The organism is Nonomuraea longicatena, from assembly GCF_039525605.1.
Classification (GTDB): Bacteria; Actinomycetota; Actinomycetes; order Streptosporangiales; family Streptosporangiaceae; genus Nonomuraea; species Nonomuraea longicatena.
This window is the reverse complement of sequence record NZ_BAAAHQ010000001.1, coordinates 42,038-58,704: the sequence shown is the minus strand read 5'-3', so window position 1 is coordinate 58,704 and position 16,667 is coordinate 42,038. Positions and strand designations below refer to the sequence as shown.

The 16,667-nt window shown below is 71.5% G+C and carries 14 protein-coding genes; 7 read left to right on the top strand and 7 right to left on the bottom strand.

What is annotated here, in order from left to right:
- Positions 1–15 precede the first annotated feature (15 nt).
- Entirely contained in the window at positions 16–999 is a 984-nt protein-coding gene (locus ABD120_RS00325) for an NAD(P)-dependent oxidoreductase (protein ID WP_343947560.1), read from the bottom strand.
- Positions 996–2,537, bottom strand: a complete 1,542-nt coding sequence (locus tag ABD120_RS00320; protein ID WP_343947559.1) for a serine/threonine-protein kinase — start codon at positions 2,535–2,537, stop codon at positions 996–998. Before ABD120_RS00320 ends, ABD120_RS00325 begins: the two co-directional genes overlap by 4 nt.
- A 110-nt stretch (positions 2,538–2,647) precedes the next feature.
- Here ABD120_RS00320 and ABD120_RS00315 point away from each other — a divergent pair, with 110 nt between their 5' ends.
- Positions 2,648–3,781 carry a CaiB/BaiF CoA transferase family protein gene (locus ABD120_RS00315; protein ID WP_343947557.1) on the top strand — a complete coding sequence of 378 codons (1,134 nt, stop codon included), beginning with the start codon at positions 2,648–2,650 and terminating at the stop codon, positions 3,779–3,781.
- Here ABD120_RS00315 and ABD120_RS00310 read toward each other — a convergent pair.
- Complete coding sequence (locus ABD120_RS00310; RefSeq protein ID WP_343947555.1) at positions 3,771–4,967, bottom strand: FAD-dependent monooxygenase; 1,197 nt, start codon at positions 4,965–4,967, stop codon at positions 3,771–3,773. The two genes, ABD120_RS00315 and ABD120_RS00310, sit on opposite strands and share 11 nt — an antisense overlap.
- A gap of 61 nt (positions 4,968–5,028) precedes the next feature.
- Between ABD120_RS00310 and ABD120_RS00305 the strand changes: the two genes are divergently transcribed.
- Positions 5,029–5,571, top strand: coding sequence for a TetR/AcrR family transcriptional regulator (locus ABD120_RS00305; RefSeq protein ID WP_343947554.1), 543 nt, complete (start codon positions 5,029–5,031; stop codon positions 5,569–5,571).
- Here the strand turns inward: ABD120_RS00305 and ABD120_RS00300 are convergent.
- Positions 5,556–6,032: a GyrI-like domain-containing protein gene (locus tag ABD120_RS00300; protein WP_343947553.1), complete on the bottom strand. Its 477-nt coding sequence runs from the start codon at positions 6,030–6,032 to the stop codon at positions 5,556–5,558. The two genes, ABD120_RS00305 and ABD120_RS00300, sit on opposite strands and share 16 nt — an antisense overlap.
- A 53-nt stretch (positions 6,033–6,085) precedes the next feature.
- On the opposite strand from ABD120_RS00300, the gene ABD120_RS00295 reads away from it, so the two are divergent.
- The 4 genes from ABD120_RS00295 to ABD120_RS00280 all read left to right on the top strand — a co-directional run bounded on the left by ABD120_RS00295 (position 6,086) and on the right by ABD120_RS00280 (position 10,628).
- On the top strand, positions 6,086–7,525 hold the full coding sequence (locus ABD120_RS00295) for a GuaB1 family IMP dehydrogenase-related protein (RefSeq protein WP_343947552.1): 1,440 nt from the start codon (positions 6,086–6,088) through the stop codon (positions 7,523–7,525).
- Between the two features lie 52 nt (positions 7,526–7,577).
- The gene (locus tag ABD120_RS00290) at positions 7,578–7,952 is read left to right on the top strand and encodes an FKBP-type peptidyl-prolyl cis-trans isomerase (RefSeq protein ID WP_343947551.1); all 375 of its coding nucleotides are present in this window, start codon (positions 7,578–7,580) and stop codon (positions 7,950–7,952) included.
- 386 nt (positions 7,953–8,338) lie between these two features.
- The gene (locus tag ABD120_RS00285) at positions 8,339–9,085 is read left to right on the top strand and encodes an EI24 domain-containing protein (protein ID WP_343947550.1); all 747 of its coding nucleotides are present in this window, start codon (positions 8,339–8,341) and stop codon (positions 9,083–9,085) included.
- Positions 9,086–9,539: 454 nt separating this feature from the next.
- Entirely contained in the window at positions 9,540–10,628 is a 1,089-nt protein-coding gene (locus ABD120_RS00280) for a DUF4192 domain-containing protein (protein WP_343947549.1), read from the top strand.
- Between the two features lie 1,010 nt (positions 10,629–11,638).
- Here ABD120_RS00280 and ABD120_RS00275 read toward each other — a convergent pair.
- Positions 11,639–11,986 (bottom strand): hypothetical protein, encoded by a 348-nt coding sequence (locus ABD120_RS00275; protein WP_343947548.1) that lies wholly within the window; start codon positions 11,984–11,986, stop codon positions 11,639–11,641.
- A gap of 203 nt (positions 11,987–12,189) precedes the next feature.
- Between ABD120_RS00275 and ABD120_RS00270 the strand changes: the two genes are divergently transcribed.
- Positions 12,190–12,726, top strand: a complete 537-nt coding sequence (locus ABD120_RS00270) for a DUF1707 and DUF4870 domain-containing protein (RefSeq protein ID WP_343947546.1) — start codon at positions 12,190–12,192, stop codon at positions 12,724–12,726.
- Between the two features lie 462 nt (positions 12,727–13,188).
- On the opposite strand, the gene ABD120_RS00265 is transcribed toward ABD120_RS00270, so the two are convergent.
- Positions 13,189–13,431 (bottom strand): septal ring lytic transglycosylase RlpA family protein, encoded by a 243-nt coding sequence (locus ABD120_RS00265; RefSeq protein WP_425563909.1) that lies wholly within the window; start codon positions 13,429–13,431, stop codon positions 13,189–13,191.
- A gap of 1,048 nt (positions 13,432–14,479) precedes the next feature.
- Positions 14,480–16,642 carry a hypothetical protein gene (locus tag ABD120_RS00260; protein ID WP_343947544.1) on the bottom strand — a complete coding sequence of 721 codons (2,163 nt, stop codon included), beginning with the start codon at positions 16,640–16,642 and terminating at the stop codon, positions 14,480–14,482.
- Positions 16,643–16,667: the final 25 nt, after the last annotated feature.

The following is a 16,667-nucleotide window of genomic DNA, read 5'->3' as shown; positions in this document are numbered from 1 at the left end:
TGGCAGGTGAAACCGTTACGTGGAGGGCGAACCGCCAAAGTGCCTGGTGATCATGCCTGGAAGGCCGTTGACCACGTCCTTCACGGGCGCTCCGGAGACGGCTGCGGCGAGGTTGGCGAGCACCGCCTCGATCAGGCGGCCGGTGGCCTGGGCGGTGACCCCGGCGACGTGCGGCGACAGCACCAGGTCGCCGGAAACCGCCCGCAGGGGGTGCCCCTCGGGCAGGGGTTCGGTGTCGAAGACGTCGAGGGCGGCGCCGCCGAGATGACCGCCGAGGGCGGCGGTCAGCGTGTCCTCGCGGACGACGCCGCCGCGCGCGGCGTTGACGAGGAGCGCGCCCCTCTTCATGGCGAGCGGGTCGATCAGCCCTCTGGTCCGCTCGGACAGCGCGATGACCACGACGAGGACGTCGGCGGTCGCGACGAGTTCGTCGAGCGGGGTGAAGGCTGGGTCCTCGCGCGGGGTGCGGGTCCAGTAGGCGACCTCGCAGCGGAAGGCCCGGAACAGCCGCGCGCACTCGGCGCCGATGGGGCCGTACCCGACGATGCCGACCCGCGATCCGGCCAGTTCGCGCGGCCCGAGCTCCTGCTGGGGCCACCGGCCCGCCCGGACGGCGGCGTCGGCGGCCAGGAGCCGGCGGCCGAGGGCGAGGGCGGCGGCCACGCACCATTCGGCGACGGCGGTGGCGCTCACTCCCGCCGTGTTGGCCAGGGGCACGCCCGCGCGGGCGAGGGCGTCGAGGTCGTGACCGTCGACGCCGACGGCGGGCTGCTGCACGAAGGCCAGCCTGGGGGCGGCGGCGACGGCCGCCGCGTCCATGGCGAGGGTGCCCGACCAGTCGCCGAGGACGATCTCGGCGTCCGCGAGGGCCGCGAGCAGCGCCTCGCGGTCGCGACGGGCGGGCACACGCACCAGGACCCGCTCGCCCAGGGGCGCCAGCAGCGCGCGCAGCAGGTCCTCCGGCAGCGGCGGCAGGGCGAGCAGGTTCCAGGGCGTCATCCGCCCACTGTAAAGCTCCCGATCACCGTCCGCATGAGCTGCCGGTGGCGTTGCCACTGGCTCTCCGAGACCGTCCACGACAGCACGTAGGTGGTCTCGCCGACCGCGAACGCCCGTTTGACCCCTCGGTAGGTCTGACCGGCGCGGGCCCAGCGGGCGGGTCCGCCGTCCGCGGCCGTCCAGGTGAACTCCCACTCCACGCCGCGCTGTCCCCGGTGGCTGACCGCGCCCCGGCGCACGGTGGCGACCTCCTGTCCGCCCTCCTTGAGCAGTTCCTCGAAGTCGCGCAGGGTCTGGCGAGGATCCCCCGTGGCGTACCTCTCCTCCACGGACAGGTGCCCGGCGCGGTCGGGGCGGGTCCACTCGGTCGAGTTCGCGCCACGGGCTCCTCGCCAGCCCATGGGGCGGGCGATCGACCAGCCGTCGGGTGAGGTCCACGGCCGCACGGGCATACTCGTGCGGGGCAGTGTGGAGGTGGGAGTGGGGGTGGCCGTGGCCTTCGCGGTGGGCGTCGGGGACCCGGCCGGGCGCGCGCTCGCGCTGACGGGCAGGGGACTGCTCGCCGCGCGCTGGGCGACCGTGGTCCGCGCGGGCTCCGAGCTGAGTCCCATGTACGCCGCGACCCCGCCCGCGAGCGTCACGGTGAACGCGGCGACGGCGGCGATGGCCTTGACCCTGCCCCCGCCCCTACCCTCTTGGCGCTCCTCGGCGCCCGCGGGGCGCTTGCCCGCGAGGATCTCGCCGAGCAGCCGGTCGGCCTCCTCCGCGCCGAGCCGGTCCTGCGGCTCCTTGCGCAGCAGGCCCTTCAGTACCGGGTGCAGCGCGGGCGGGATCCTGCGGTAGTCCGGCTCCTCGTTGAGCAGCGCGGTGAGCGTCGCCATCGCCTCGCCGCGTTCGAACGGCGAGCGGCCGGTCATCGCGGCGTACAGGGTGGCGCCGAGCGACCACAGGTCGGAGGCGGGGCCCGCCTCGTCGGCGCGCACCCGTTCCGGGGCGAGGAAGCCGGGCGAGCCCGTGACCAGCCCGGTGGCGGTCAGCGCGGGGTCACCGTCGGCGACCGCGATGCCGAAGTCGGTGAGGACCACGCGGCCGTCGTCGGCCAGCAGGATGTTGGCCGGTTTGACGTCGCGGTGCAGGATCCCCTCCGCGTGGGCGGCGCGCAGGGCGGAGAGCACCTGCCTGCCCACGTCCGCCGCCTGCCTGACGGGCAGGGCGCCGGTGGTGACGACGACGTCCTCCAGAGAGGGCGCGCGCACCAGTTCCATGATGATCCATGGGCGGCCGTCCTCCTCGACGACGTCGTAGACGGCCACGACGCCCGGGTGGTTGAGCCGTGCCGCCGTGCGTGCTTCGCGCGTCGTGCGCAGGAGCAGGCGTTCCTGGTCCGCCTTAGGCACCCCCGGGGGAAGCAGCACTTCCTTGATCGCGATCGGCCGGTTGAGGAGCGTGTCCTGCCCCTCCCACACCACGCCCATGCCGCCGCGTCCAAGCTCGCGCAGTAACCGGTACCGCCGAGCGACGAGCTGTTCCGAAACCATGTCGAACCTCCACAACAGTGGGCAAGTTTTCCATACCTGGGGTTCCGGCACCCGGTGATCGCTGCGGAGGATGGTTGCCAGAGCGTACCGAATGTTGTTCTATTGGTGGGATGTCCACGCGTGAGGGTCCGCTGAGCGGAGTCAAGGTGCTCGAACTCGCCGGGCTCGCCCCCGGCCCGTTCGCCGGGATGATGCTCGCCGACCACGGCGCCGAGGTGCTGCGCGTGGACCGCGCGCGAGCCGCCGCCGTCTCCACGGCAGGCGGCGGCCCAGGGGCGAGCACAGTCATGGACAGAGGCAAGCACACGATCGGCCTCGACCTGAAATCGCCCGGGGGCGCGCGCGCGTTCAAGGAACTCGCCAAGCACGCCGACGTCGTCATCGAGGTGTTCCGGCCGGGGGTGGCCGAACGGCTCGGCATCGGCCCCGACGACCTCCACGCGGTCAACCCCCGCCTCGTCTACGGGCGTATGACCGGCTGGGGGCAGGACGGGCCGCTTTCCGCCACGGCCGGGCACGACATCGACTACATCGCGATCTCCGGGGTGCTGTCGATGCTGGGCCGCGCGGGCGAGCGGCCCACGCCGCCCGTCAACATCCTCGGCGACTTCGCCGGAGGCGGGCTGATGCTCGCCTACGGCGTCCTGCTGGCCCTGCTGGAGCGCGAGCGCACCGGGAAGGGGCGGGTGATCGACGCCGCCATGGTGGACGGCGCCTCGATCCTGTTCGCCATGTTCGCGCAGGCGGCGCGCGGCGGCCTGTGGGGTCCTCGCGGCACGAACCTGCTCGACACCGGCGCCCCGATGTACGACACGTACGAGACCGCCGACGGGCAGTACATGGCGGTGGGCGCGCTGGAGCCGCAGTTCTGGGCGGAACTGGTCGCCCGCATGGGACTCACCGACCTGCCCGACCGCGACGACCGCGCCCAGTGGCCCGCCCTGCGGGCCCGGCTGGAGGCGGCCTTCCGGTCGCGGACCAGGGCCGAGTGGGAGTCGGTGTTCGAGGGCTCCGACGCCTGCGTCTCGCCCGTGCTGTCGATGACGGAGGCGCTGGAGCACCCGCACAACGTGGCGCGCGAGTCCTACGTGGGCGAGGGGCGCCAGCCCAGGCCCGCGCCCCGGCTCCTGGGGGTGGACCTTCCCGACCTCTCGCCGCCCGCCCCGCTCCTCGACCTGGCCCCGTGGGGGCTGCCCGAGGCCGAGGCCCGCAAGCTGCGCGACGCGGGCGTGCTCAGCCCGTGAACCGGTAGTCCTTCACGACGACGCCGTCGTGCGGGCGCATGGTGCCGGAACCCAGCCGGGCCAGGGCGCGGTTCACCGCGAGCGGCAGCACATTGACCAGGCGGAGGGTGGTGGTCAGTGCCAGAACGTCGGACCGGGTCCTCGGGATCACGCGTCTGACGCCCTTCAGCGCCATGGCGCGGCTTCGCTGGACGTACGCGAAGATCTCCTTTTCGTAGGCGGGATAGGCGCGCTCGTGGTCGCCGCCGTTGGCGGCGAGCTCGCCCGCCAGCACGTACGCTCCCACGACCGCCAGGCTGGTGCTGCCGCCGACGGCGGGCCCCGGGCAGTAGGCGGCGTCGCCGACGAGCGTGACCCTGCCGCGCGACCAGGTGTCCATGCGCAGCTGCGAGATCTCGTCGAAGTAGAAGACCTCCGCCCGCGCGGCCGCATCGACCAGCTTCGGCACATTCCCGCCCATCCCGGCGAACGCCTCGCGCAGCAGCTCCCGCTGGCGGTCCACGTCGCGGTAGTGGTAGTCGAGCGGCTCGTCGGTCGAGAACAGGAACAACGCGCGGGCGTCGGGCAGCGTGCGCGAGGAGTAGATCCCCGCCATCCGGCCCGGCCTGATCGTGGTGTCCATCTCGCCGTCGAGGCCCAGGTGGTCGGGCACGGAGGCGACGGCCAGATAGGCGCCGATCCACTCCTCCCGCACCTGGCCGAAGGTCAGGCGCCGGGTGTTGGAGTGCAGGCCGTCCGCGCCGACCACCAGGTCGAAACGACGGGCGGAGCCGCTGTCGAAGCGCACCTCGCCGTCGCCCGTGATCTCCGCGATGGAATCGCCGAAGACGTACTCGACGTCGTGGCGGGTGTGCTCGTAGAGGATCTCGCTGAGGTCGTCCCGCATGATCTCGACGTGCCTGTCCGAGACCGCGGCGAAGACCCGGCTCATTTCCACCCTGACCGGGCGGCGGCCTTCGCGACGGTAGACGAGGGAACTGGTCCCGGTCTCGGCCGCCTTCACCCGCTCGGCCAGGCCCATCCGGTCCATGATCTCCATCGCCGGGCTGAACAGGTCCACCCCGTGGCCCCCGGTCTTGCGCAGGCTGGGCGCCCGCTCGACCACGGTGACGTCGAACCCGTACCTGTTCAGCCAGTACGCCAGCAGCGGGCCGGAGACGCTGGCCCCTGAGATGAGTACACGCATGTTTTTACCTAACGGTAGGTAAGTTCGCTTACTTAACGGAAGGTAAGCCATAATCGAGAGCATGGCAAGAGCCGGTGACACCAAGACCCGCATCCAGGAGACGGCGCTCAGGCTGTTCCTGACCAAGGGGATCCAGAGAACGAGCCTGCAGGACATCGCCGACCAGCTCGGCATCACCAAGCCTGCGCTCTACTACCACTTCGCCTCGCGCGAGGTCCTCGTGCGCAGCATCGTGCAACCACTGATCGACGACGCCGAGGACCGGATCGCCGCGATGGAGTCAGCCGGGAACCGGGGCGCGCGCGAGATCCTGGCGGACTACTTCGACTTCCACCACCGGCACCGCCACGCCTACCTGCTCCTGGTGAAGGAACTGGCCGCGCTCGCCGAGTTCGGTACCGTCGACAGGGTCTTCGCCTGGCGCCAGCGGGTCGCCGCCCTCCTTCTCGGCGCCGAACCGCCGCCGGAGCAGGTCATCCGCTCGACGGTCGCACTCGGCGGGCTCGCCGACTGCGCGCTCGTCCACGGCGACGTCCCCGCCGCCGACCTGCGCCGCGTCGGAGTCGACGCGGCCATGGACGCCCTCGGCTACACCGCCACGTAGAGGTCGGCGCCGTCGCCGTGGTGAACCTCCAGGTCGGTCGTGAACGCGCGCTGCGGCGTGCCGCCGGACTCGGTGTGCTTCCACACCCGCTGCCACGCCTCAAGGAGCGCCTGCGGCATCTGACCGCGCGCCTCGACGCGCAGCGAGCGGGCCGCCGGGACCCGGACCGCCACCATGCCCTCCGGCAGTCTTGGCACGGTCCTTACCGCGATGCCGATGATCTGCGTGTAGGCCCCGTGGTGGTCGCTCTCGTAGTCGGTCAGCACCGCGTACAGGTTCTCGTCGGCCCGGCCCGGCACGTGCGCGAACGCCCCCGGGGCCCCCGCCCGCTGCCACAGCGTCCCCAGGCGGGCGCGCGACGGGTCCGTCTCGTCGGCGTTCGTGGTCCGTACGGCATAGCCGACCACCAGCAGCTCACCGCGCTCGGCGAGGTCCAATGCTCCTCCTACCCCCATAAGCATCCAGGCAGATCATATGGCCGGTCTTGACCGGCAACCGCATAGGATGAACGAACGTGAAGTTCCTCAACGGCCTTACGCCGGTCCACGACCTGACCTACAGCGACGTGTTCATGGTCCCGTCGCGCTCCGCGGTCGGATCCCGGCTCGCCGTCGATCTCTCGACCGGCGACGGCACCGGCACCACCATCCCCCTCGTCGTCGCCAACATGACGGCGGTCGCGGGCCGCCGCATGGCAGAGACCGTGGCCAGGCGCGGCGGCATCGCCGCGATCCCGCAGGACATCCCCATCGACGTCGTCGCCGACGTCGTCGAGTGGGTGAAGAAGCGCGACCTCGTCCACGACACCCCGCTCACGCTCACGCCGCACGACACCGTCGGCGAGGCCCTCACGCTGCTGCCCAAGCGCGCGCACGGCGCCGTCATCGTCGTCGACTGGGAGAACCGGCCCATCGGCGTCGTCACCGAGGCCGACTGCCAGGGCGTCGACATGTACACCCAGCTCGACCAGGTCATGTCGGCCGAACTGCTCACCCTGCCCGCCGGGCTCGACCCGCGCGCCGCCTTCGACCGCCTCCACGAGGGCCGCCACCGGCTGGCCCCCATCGTGGACGGCGACGGCCGCCTCGTCGGCATCCTCACCCGCACCGGCGCACTGCGCGCCACCCTCTACCAGCCCGCGCTCGACGGCTCAGGACGGCTCAGGATCGCCGCCGCCGTCGGCGTCAACGGCGACGTCGCCGCGAAGGCCAAGGAACTCCTCGAAGCCGGGGCGGACGTCCTCGTCGTCGACACCGCCCACGGGCACCAGGACAAGATGATCTCCGCGCTGCGGGCCGTACGGGCGCTCGACCCCGGCGTGCCCGTCGCGGCGGGCAACGTCGTGACCGCCGAGGGCGTGCGCGACCTCGTCGCTGCCGGAGCCGACATCGTCAAGGTCGGCGTCGGGCCCGGCGCCATGTGCACCACCCGCATGATGACCGGCGTCGGACGCCCCCAGTTCTCCGCCGTCCTCGAATGCTCCCTCGAAGCCCGCTCGCTCGGCAGGCACGTCTGGGCGGACGGCGGCGTCCGCCACCCGCGCGACGTGGCCCTCGCCCTGGCCGCCGGGGCGTCCAACGTGATGATCGGCTCCTGGTTCGCCGGGACGTACGAGTCTCCCGGCGACACCCGCACCGCCGCCGACGGACGCAAGTACAAGGAGAACTTCGGCATGGCCTCCGCGCGGGCCGTACGGTTGCGCACCGCCGAGGACAGCCCCTTCGACCGGGCCCGCAAGGCGCTGTTCGAGGAGGGGATCTCCACCTCCCGCATGTACCTCGACCCGCAGCGGCCCAGTGTCGAGGACCAGATCGACGCCATCGTCGCCGGGCTCAGGTCGGCCTGCACCTACGCCGGGGCCACCACGCTCGATGAGTTCTACGAGCGGGCGGTCGTCGGCGTGCAGTCGTCGTCCGGCTACACCGAGGGCATGCCGCTCCATCAAAGCTGGTGACCGCCGATATCCTCGACAGGTTCAACCACTGTCAACCATCAGGAGCGCATTCGTGGCACTCGAGAAGCCGGAGATCGACTTCCCTGGGGGCAACCCGCCCGCCGAGCTTGAGATCGTCGACCTCGTCGTGGGCACCGGCGACGAGGCCAAGCCCGGACACGAGGTCACCGTCCACTACGTCGGCGTCTCCTTCTCCACGGGCGAGGAGTTCGACGCGTCGTGGAATCGGGGCGACACCTTCTCCTTCCCGCTGGGCGGGGGACGCGTGATCGCGGGCTGGGACCAGGGCGTGGCCGGGATGAAGGTCGGCGGACGCCGCAAGCTCGTCATCCCGCCGCACCTCGGCTACGGCAACCGGGGTGCCGGGCCGCGCATCAAGCCCGGCGAGACCCTCATCTTCGTCGTCGACCTGATCGGGGTCCGCTGACGTCGGGACGGGCTCAGGAGCTCCGCCTCCGAGAGCCCGTCCACCCTGCTCATGACCGGCGTTCGCTCGTACGGCGTCGGCGCACGGGCCTCGTGGGCACGCACCACTGAACCCGGCTCCCGCGCGCGCTCGGCGTCCCCCCTGCCGCGATCCGAAGGGCTTCGCGTCCGTGCGTCATAGCCGCGTGCAGACCCACGGTCCTCATGAACGGCACTGCGGGGCATCGCGTCCATACGACGTAGGTGCCCGCTGACCCGGCCGACCAGGCCCGTGCACGCTGTACTGCCGTACCCCTCAGGCGACGCCGGACCGGCTCGACGAGATTTCCACTTCCTCTCAACCCGCTCGGATCGGCGATCGGCCCCAGGTTGGCTAGCATGCCGGTCATGCGAGTTGTGCGGGACTTCTTCGGCGGCGCGGGTTTCTTCTTCCAGGGACTGGGGTGGGCCGCGCGCAACGGACGCTGGTGGGCGTTCGGTCTCATACCCGCGCTGATCGCCTTCGTCGTCTACGCGGCCGCGCTGGTCTTCCTCGGCACCAACGCCATGGACCTCGCCGAGTGGATGACCCCGTTCGCCGACACCTGGAGCTGGCGCGACGCGTTCCGGGTGATGATCGGCGTCGTCCTGTTCGCGGGCGGCCTGGCCCTCGCCGTGGTCACCTTCGCCGCCGTAACCCTCACGATCGGCGAGCCCTTCTACGAGAAGCTCTCCGCCGCCGCCGACCCCCTCGACGACGAGGACGAGCAGCCCTGGTGGCGGACCCTCCCCCGGTCGATCAAGGACAGCCTGGTCACGCTCGGCTGGGTCGTCCTGTTCAGCCTGCCGCTGTTCTTCCTCGGCTTCATCCCGGTGTTCGGCCAGACGGTGGTCCCGGTGCTCGGCGCGGCGGTGTCCGGGTTCTTCCTCGCGGTGGAGCTGACCACGCTGTCGCTGGAACGCCGGGGACTTCGGCGTAAGGAGCGCTTCGCCCTCCTCCGGGCGAACAAGCCGGCCACGCTGGGCTTCGGTGTCGTGGCATTCCTGCTGTTCCTGCTGCCGTTCATCGCGGTGATCGCCATGCCCGTCGCGGTGGCGGGGGCCGCGCTGCTGGTCCGCGACCGGCTGGCGCCGGTCGCCGCGTCCGCCGACTGAGACTGTCGTACCGTACGGGCGCGCGGTGTCTTGAGGTCGTACCCTGAACGATCACCCACGGCCGCCGGAGGGAGGCCGCCGGTGTGGCGGTGAACGTGCTCTACCTCGTCATCGCGGCCTTCATCGCGTGGGGCCGGTTCGGGCCTGGAGCCTTCACCTCATGAGTGTGAGCCCTCGGCCCCTCGACCCCTCGACCCCTCGACCCCTCGACCCCAGCATGAGCCCCTGGCGTCCTGCCGTGAGCCCCCAACCTCCCACCATGAGCCGCCAACCCCCCGGCGTCCTGCCGTGAGTCTCCGACCTGCACCCTCAACCTACGTGGCCGGCCCACCACCGAATCCTCGCCCGGACGTCCGGCCAGTCGTCCACAACCCACGAGACACCCACAGGACATCGTCCACAGACCCCGCCCTCCCTCCTCCGCACCCCGCCCATCCAGGGCACCCTCATGCCCATGAGCGTCAACACCTCCGCCGCCCGACTCACCCTCGCCTCCCCCGCCGACGTCCTGGCCGCAGTGCCCTACCTCGTCGGCTTCCACCCGTCGGCCAGCCTCATCGTGCTCGGCATCGTGCAGAACCAGGTGCAACTGGCCGCCCGCTGGAATCTCCCCCTCCCGTCCCAGGCCCTGCTCCCGCTGGAGCCCGCCCTCACCCGTGAGCGCATCGAAGAGGTCATCCTCATCGGGTACGGCGACGGCCCCCAGGTCACCCCCGCCATCGACCAGGCCGGGCAACTGGCGGCCCGACTCGGCGTCCAGGTCGGCGAAGCGCTGCGCTGCCACGGCGGACGCTACTGGTCCTACGTCTGCGACCTGGCCCAGTGCTGCCCGCCCGAGGGCACACCGTACGATCCGGCCACCAGCCGTGTGGCCGCCGAGGCCACCGTCCACGGCATGGTCGCGCTCCCCGACCGGGCCGCGCTCGAAGGCACCCTGTCCCCTCTGACGGGCCCGGTCCGCCTGTCCATGCGCAACGCGACCGCGACCGCCGTCGCCGCCGTCCGCTCCCGGTTCGCGAAGGCCGCCGACCCGGACCGCTTCGCCCGCGAGTTCGTCACCCAGGGTCTGGTACGCGTCCGCGCCGCGCTGGCCGTCCATGCCGCAGGGGGCCGCCTCGACGACGCGGAAGCCGCCAGGCTCGGCCTCGACCTGGCGGTGATCAGGGTCCGCGACGAGGCGTGGACCCTGATGGACGACTCCCACGCCGGCCTGTGGAGAGACCTCACCCGCCGCCTCGAGCCCCCGTTCGTCCCTGCCGTGGCCTCACTGCTGGCGATGTCGAGCTGGCGCACCGGAGACAGCGTCCTGGCCGTCATCGCCCTCGAACGCGCCCTGGCCATCGACCCCTCCTACTCGATGGCCAACCTGCTCATGCACGCCCTGCAGAACCTCCTGGCCCCCACCCTCCTCGCTGACCGCCTCCCCACCCCGGCCGACCTCGAACGCACGATGGGCATCCCGCGCGCCTCGTGGCTCCTGCCTCTGTTCCCCCTGCTCGACGACCCGCCCGACATCCCCGCGCCGCGAACCCCCGCCCTTTGACCGCCCAGGGCCCGACCCGGGCACCCCACACCCGGCCCACACACGAACCAGCACCCCTGCGGCGACCTCAGGCGGTTGGGGGCGTTCACGAGTCGGCTCACCCTCCACCTCGCCAAGCCCGAGGGCACTCACGAGCCGACTCACCCTCCGCCTGGCCAAGGTCGCCGACCTGCCACCGGCCTGCCCGCGCCGGGTAAAGGGGTGGGGGCGGCCGGGACGGTCATCGAGGTGACCGGCCGCCGCACGATCCTCACGTGCCTGTCCGAGCCCGGTGAGCCGGCGCAGCGGGCCATCCGTCGTGCAGCGGGCTCGCCGACCTCCGAGACCGGTATGCCAACGCACACCCCCGGAGGTGCCGACGCACGGGGCTACGGGTGCCCACGCACGACACCCGGAGGTGCGAAACGCACGGAGTTGGGGGTGCCAGCACACGGCACCCGCAGGTGCGTACCAACACGGGGCGGAAGGTGCCCACGCACAACACCCGCACATGCCAACGCACGGAGCTGCGGGTGCCAGCGCACGACACCCGCAGGTGCGTGCCAACACGGGGCGGAGCTGCGGGTGCCAATGCAGGGTACTGGGGGTGCCGCCCCAGAGGACCCGGGGCGAGGTACGACACGACGGGCCGTGCCCAGGCGCGGGGTGAGGGCGCGGTGGATCAGGCCGCCGACGGTCGGTGCCCGCCGTCGACCGGCGCCGGCCGGTAGCCGGACGCTCGGCAGGAGCAACCAGCGGCCAGATGCAGGGCAGGAACGACCGGTAGCCGGACGCTCGGTAAGAACGACCAGCGGCCAGATCCCGGGCAGGAGCGGCCAGGGGCCGGATCCCGGGCAGGAGCGGCCAGGGGCCGGATCCCGGGCAGGAGCGGCCAGGGGCCGGATGCTCGGCAGGAGTGACCGGTAGCCAGATGCCGGGCAGGAACTACGGGTGGCCGGATGCTCGGTGGGAGCGATCCTCCTGGGGTGTCCGATGGATTCGACGGTTGACGGTCGAGTGGTTCGATGGAATCAGAGGCTGCCGCCCGGTTCCTGGCGGCGGCGTTCGTTGTAGGCGCGCATGCGCGGCGGATACCCGGTCAGTTGGACGTCGTACACGGGAAGCGCCAGATTCCGTGCGACCTTGTGGATGACCGCGGGCGAACCCACCCGCCGTCGGGTCCACTCGCCGTCGTCGGCCACGGCCACGGCCGTCGTGTCCGTCGCGAACGTCTCGGGCTCGACGTAGAACTCGACCCCGCGCCGGGATTTGGCGAAGTCGATGAGTGCTTCAATATCGGCGTCCGTGGCTTCCCGGTCGAATTTCGCGACCTTCGGGCCACGCAAACGCCGAAGCCCATAGCGGTCTCGCCATCTCATAACTCCTTTTTATATCCGCTCGGCCCCTGTTGCGTCGGACGTCTTCTCAGGGAGACATCGGGGTTTCTCCCGATGCCCATGTTCCGGCGGGAGGAGGCAGCATGGATGCAGACCGTACGAGATGAGGGAGAGGCATGACTGCGATGGCAGGGGCATCCACACCCCCGGGCAGGGCTGGGGAGATGCCCCAGTCCCATGTGCGTGTGAGCAATCAGGACCGTGAGCATGTCGTCGAGCACGTCAAAGCCGCCTACGCGGAGGGGCGTTTCGACAAGATCGAGTTCGACGATCGCCTGGATCGGGCGATGACCGCGCGCACGCACGCCGACCTCATGCCGATCATGACAGAGCTGTACGGTTCCCGCCCGGCCGCCAATCTTCACGGCATGGCCCCGCAGGGCGTTTCCCAGGCCCGGCTCGGCCCGACCGAGAGCGGCGAACGACTGGGCGCCTCCGCCGCCCACTTGCTGCCATTGATCGGCTTGCCGATCATCGGGCCGTTGATCCTGTTGGTCACCGGCGCGAAGACCTCGCCCTACATCCGGCGCCACGCGCTCGAATCCCTGAACTTCCAGTTGACCGTACTCGGCGCGACCGTCCTGCTGCCCATCACCATCGTGGGCCTCGTGCTGGTGCCGATCGTCCTGGTCGGTGCCTTCGTACTCGCGATCGCGGGCGGGCTCGCGGCGCTGACCGAACGCGACTTCCGATACCCGCTGACCGTCCGCCTCCTCAAGTAGCCGCGCAACCGAACCAGGTCACCGCTTCGAGATCTCACATGGAGCCCGACAGTCGTCACGGTGGCGCCTGGCAACCGTCACCGTGGAGCTCCAACCGTCACCGTGGAATCCGGCAGCCGGACGACAAGAAGCGAGGTGGGCGGTCTTCCACCCTCGTCCGGTCACCGCGTGAGCGTTGGCTCCGGCCGGGCGCAGACCGTGGCACCAGCGGTGGTCCGGCTCCGCACCGCCTGTACTCAGCCACGAGGCAGGCCACACCCCGGGGCTGGTCGATCAACAAGCGGGGACGCGTTCTGCGATGAGTAGGAGATGCGTTCTGCGATGCGTGGTCGTGGTGACCACTTGGGCGGTTACGGCGTGCAGGTCCGGTCGTGGCGTTTCGGGTCTGCGCCGAACCGGCCCGCTGTCCGCCTGACGCATGAGGGCCGTATCCCTCGGTGACCGATTGGATCGTTCCACGATTCAGGTGGCGAGGACCTCGTACTTGACGCTCATGACACCACGCCCGGTGTCGCCGATCGCGGCGAAGGCGGCGCGGGACAGGTCGAGGCATCGACCCCCCACGTACGGACCACGGTCGTTGATCCGTACGGTCACCGAGTCGCCGCTGGCGGGGTTCGTGACGCGGACGCGGCTCCCGAGCGGGAGGCTCTTGTGGGCGGCGGTCATCGCCGACGGGTTGAAACGCTCACCGCTGGCGGTCATCTGAGGATCACTGTAGAAGGAGGCGCCGCAGCGACCCGAGGAGAGCACCCGGGGCTTGGTCTTCTTCGGGGCCGAAGCGGCCACGGGCTCGGCGGCCTTGCTCGGCTTGTTCCCCGGAGTGGCGGCGGAACCCTCGGGAGCGGCGGCCTCACCGGTGCTACCGCCAGAACGGGCTTCGTCAGAACCGTTTTCGCCGGTACCGCCTCCTGAATCGGAGCCGGTGGGCTCAGCGCCCGAAACGTCCGAAGCGCTGGGGACGCCCGAAGCCCCGGGAACACCCGAACCCCCCGGAGTACCCGAAGTACTGGGAACGCCCGAAGCGCCGGGAACACCTGGAGTGCCGGGAACACCCGGGGCAGCGCCAGAAGCTTGGGGGCCGTCGGCGGACGAAGGGGCGCCGCCGGAGGAAAGGTCACCGGCGGGGGGGTGCCCCGCCAGCAGGCACCCCGGCGGAGGCCGGGTTCGACGGGTGGCCGGGCGGCAGGTTCATGGCGGTGGCGTTCTGGGAGTCGGTCATAGCCGCCAGCCCCACTGTAGAGGCGGCGGCGATGGCGGCGACTCCGGCCGCGACCGCGATCCACCGGCGTTTGCCCGAGGCTGCGTCACGGGCACGGGGAGACGGGGAGGAGTGCTGACCCAAGGGAGACCACGGTCCTAGATCGGGGACATGACGCGGGAAAGGCCAGGTAGAAGGGGGTACGCCGATCCCGCCACGGGAGCGCGGGCAGGTCGCCCTCGCACTGCCGCGAACACACGTGACAAAGCCCAAGTAAAGGCAACTTAAACCACAATTTGGTGATATATCCCACTCACGCCACACTCACCCCAAAAGCCACCAAAACCCGACAAGGCACACGAAGTCTCCCCCGAGTCGATGGGGTACCCGAGCCGACGAGAGCCACCCGAGCCCATGAGGCAGCCCAAGCCGATGGGTCGGTCGCCCGAGTCGCTGGGGCACCCGACCCCATGAGGCAGCCCGCGTCGCTGGGTCGGTCATCCGCCCCATGAGGCGCCCCGAGCCGATGGGGCGGTCACCCGAGTCGATGGGTCACCCGAGTCGCTCGCGGATCGACCGCACCTCCCACGAATCCCACTCGGCGGGCCAGCTCGCGACCAACCGCTCGACAACCTCGCGATGCGCCTCCGACCGACTCAGCGCGTAAGCGGCAGTGACCTGGACGTCCGCCTCGGGGCAAGCCGCCACCCGCACCAGCGCGCCCTCACCATCGGGCACCTCCCCCAGCACGCACACCGCGCCGACCCGGATCTCGATCGGGGCGCCACCGTCGCACGCGAGGTCCGCCAACGCCTCGACCAGCGTCGGATCCAGTTCCCCTGCCTCCTCAAGCAGTGAACTCACCGTGTCGACCGCCGCCTGCCGCACACGACCGCCCACCGCCGTACGCAGGATGTGAACAAGCCCCGCCACCTCGGCCGCCCCGGACACCCTCAGGGCGTCCAGCGCGCTGAGATGGTTGGCCCCGGGACCACCGTCCGGACCCAGCGAGGCCGCGGTCGGCGGCTGCGGGAGCACCTCGCGGACCCGGTCGAGGACCAGCGCCCTCCCCTGCGCGTCGAGGCGGCGCAGGTGCCCGCCTGCGTGCGCCCAGTGGTCCATGGCGATCCCCACGGCTGCCGGGTCGTCACTGCCGAGCAGGGTCCGGAACGCGCGCGCCAGCGCCGCGTCCGAGGCGGGCCGCCGGAGTTCGCGGTGGGCCAGGTGCAGGTCGGGGTCGGCGAGCCGGTGTCCGTTCCAGTGGGTGCTGTGCGGGCCCCCGAGCACCATCTCGGCGAGATCTCCGTCCCCGGGACTGGCGGGTGCCCGGTTCCCCCAGCCTTCGGCGATCTCGACGAGCAGGTCCCGATGCCGGTCCAGCCCTCCTGCGCCGACCAGGTGGTAGACCGCGCACCCCTGCGCCGCCCTGTTGTCGCCGCGCACCAGCCGCAGCAGTATCTCGTCGGCCTCCGGCCCGAGCTTCTCGGCCAGCACGCGGACCGCGCGATCCCGCACCCCCGTCCAGCGGGGGTCCGGGTCGAACAGCAGGTCGCGAAGGGCAGCGACGACCTCAGGCGCCTTGGCCGCACCCAGCACGCCGTACGCCATCCAGACGGCTTCGCCGCGAATCGAGTCCGTCGCGGCGCTACGGATGAGGTGGGCGACCAGACCGGCGTCGCCGGGTCCGGCGTGCCGGACGCCGATCGTGTCCAGGGCGCTCAGGTGGTCGGCGCCCACGCCGTACTCCGGGTTCAGAGCGGCAGGGGACGGCGGCCGCCGCAGCACCGCACGGGCGCGGCCCAGCACCTCGGGCAGATGCCGCTCGGCGGCCGACTCGTCGAGCAGCGTCCATCGGAGGCCCTCGGACGCCCGGTAGTGGTCGAGGGCGATACCCACGGCGACGGTGTCGCCGCTGCGCAGCAGCGTGAGGAACGCCTGGAGACAGCCCTCGTCGTCGGCGGGGAACATCAGTTCCTCGTGCGCGCGCCGTAACCGGGGATCATCCAGCCGGGCCGACGTCCAGTACACGCTGTGGAAGCCCGCGAGCCTCTCGCGGACCTCGCGCGCGTAGAATCCCGCGTCCTCCGGCCAGGACGCGGCCAGGCGCGCGACCCGTTCCCGGTGGACCCGGATGCGGCGGGGTGTCGCCAGCGCGAACGCCGCCACGACCTGGAGGCGGAGCTCGTCCGACTCGCTCGCGCGGACGAGCAGGTCGTCGGCTGTGTCGGAGTCGCAGAGAGCCACCAGGGCGAACTCCCGCTCTCCGATGTCGAGGGTGCTGTCGAGGACGACGGCGAACAGCGCCGCCTCCAGCCTGGGGCTCGGCCCTTCCGTGTCCATCAGGACGGACGAGGCGGCGAAGCAGGCGTCTTGCCGCAGGTCGTCGTTCCCGAGGGCGGCGGCGATGAGGTCCGCGTCCTCGGCCTCGGCGAGGCTCAGCATGGCGTTCAAGGCGCTCTGATGGGTGGCGCCGGTGTCCTCCGCGCGAAGCAGGCCGCGCGCGACCTCGCGCACGGTGTCGGCGTAAGGCTCGTACGGATTGTCCGCGCCGTGCCGGGTGAACGCGTGCCATTCCTGGTAGAGGTCCAGTGCCGCGCAGACGGCGTCGAGGTCGTCGGCGTCGAGCAGGGTCTGGAAGGCCCACCGGAAGGCGTCGCCATCGGACGGCTCCCGCAACTCGGCGCGAGCACGGTTGCACTCCTCCGTGGAGATCATCGACTCAAGGTGCCAGAGCGGCCAT

Bases quoted from the DNA above. Each gene is read 5' to 3' on its own strand.
- ABD120_RS00325 (WP_343947560.1), bottom strand. From the start codon at position 999: ATGACGCCCTGGAACCTGCTCGCCCTGCCGCCGCTGCCGGAGGACCTG.
- ABD120_RS00320 (WP_343947559.1), bottom strand. From the start codon at position 2,537: ATGGTTTCGGAACAGCTCGTCGCTCGGCGGTACCGGTTACTGCGCGAG.
- ABD120_RS00315 (WP_343947557.1), top strand. From the start codon at position 2,648: ATGTCCACGCGTGAGGGTCCGCTGAGCGGAGTCAAGGTGCTCGAACTC.
- ABD120_RS00310 (WP_343947555.1), bottom strand. From the start codon at position 4,967: ATGCGTGTACTCATCTCAGGGGCCAGCGTCTCCGGCCCGCTGCTGGCG.
- ABD120_RS00305 (WP_343947554.1), top strand. From the start codon at position 5,029: ATGGCAAGAGCCGGTGACACCAAGACCCGCATCCAGGAGACGGCGCTC.
- ABD120_RS00300 (WP_343947553.1), bottom strand. From the start codon at position 6,032: ATGCTTATGGGGGTAGGAGGAGCATTGGACCTCGCCGAGCGCGGTGAG.
- ABD120_RS00285 (WP_343947550.1), top strand. From the start codon at position 8,339: ATGCGAGTTGTGCGGGACTTCTTCGGCGGCGCGGGTTTCTTCTTCCAG.
- ABD120_RS00280 (WP_343947549.1), top strand. From the start codon at position 9,540: ATGAGCGTCAACACCTCCGCCGCCCGACTCACCCTCGCCTCCCCCGCC.
- ABD120_RS00275 (WP_343947548.1), bottom strand. From the start codon at position 11,986: ATGAGATGGCGAGACCGCTATGGGCTTCGGCGTTTGCGTGGCCCGAAG.
- ABD120_RS00265 (WP_425563909.1), bottom strand. From the start codon at position 13,431: ATGACCGCCAGCGGTGAGCGTTTCAACCCGTCGGCGATGACCGCCGCC.
- ABD120_RS00260 (WP_343947544.1), bottom strand. From the start codon at position 16,642: ATGATCTCCACGGAGGAGTGCAACCGTGCTCGCGCCGAGTTGCGGGAG.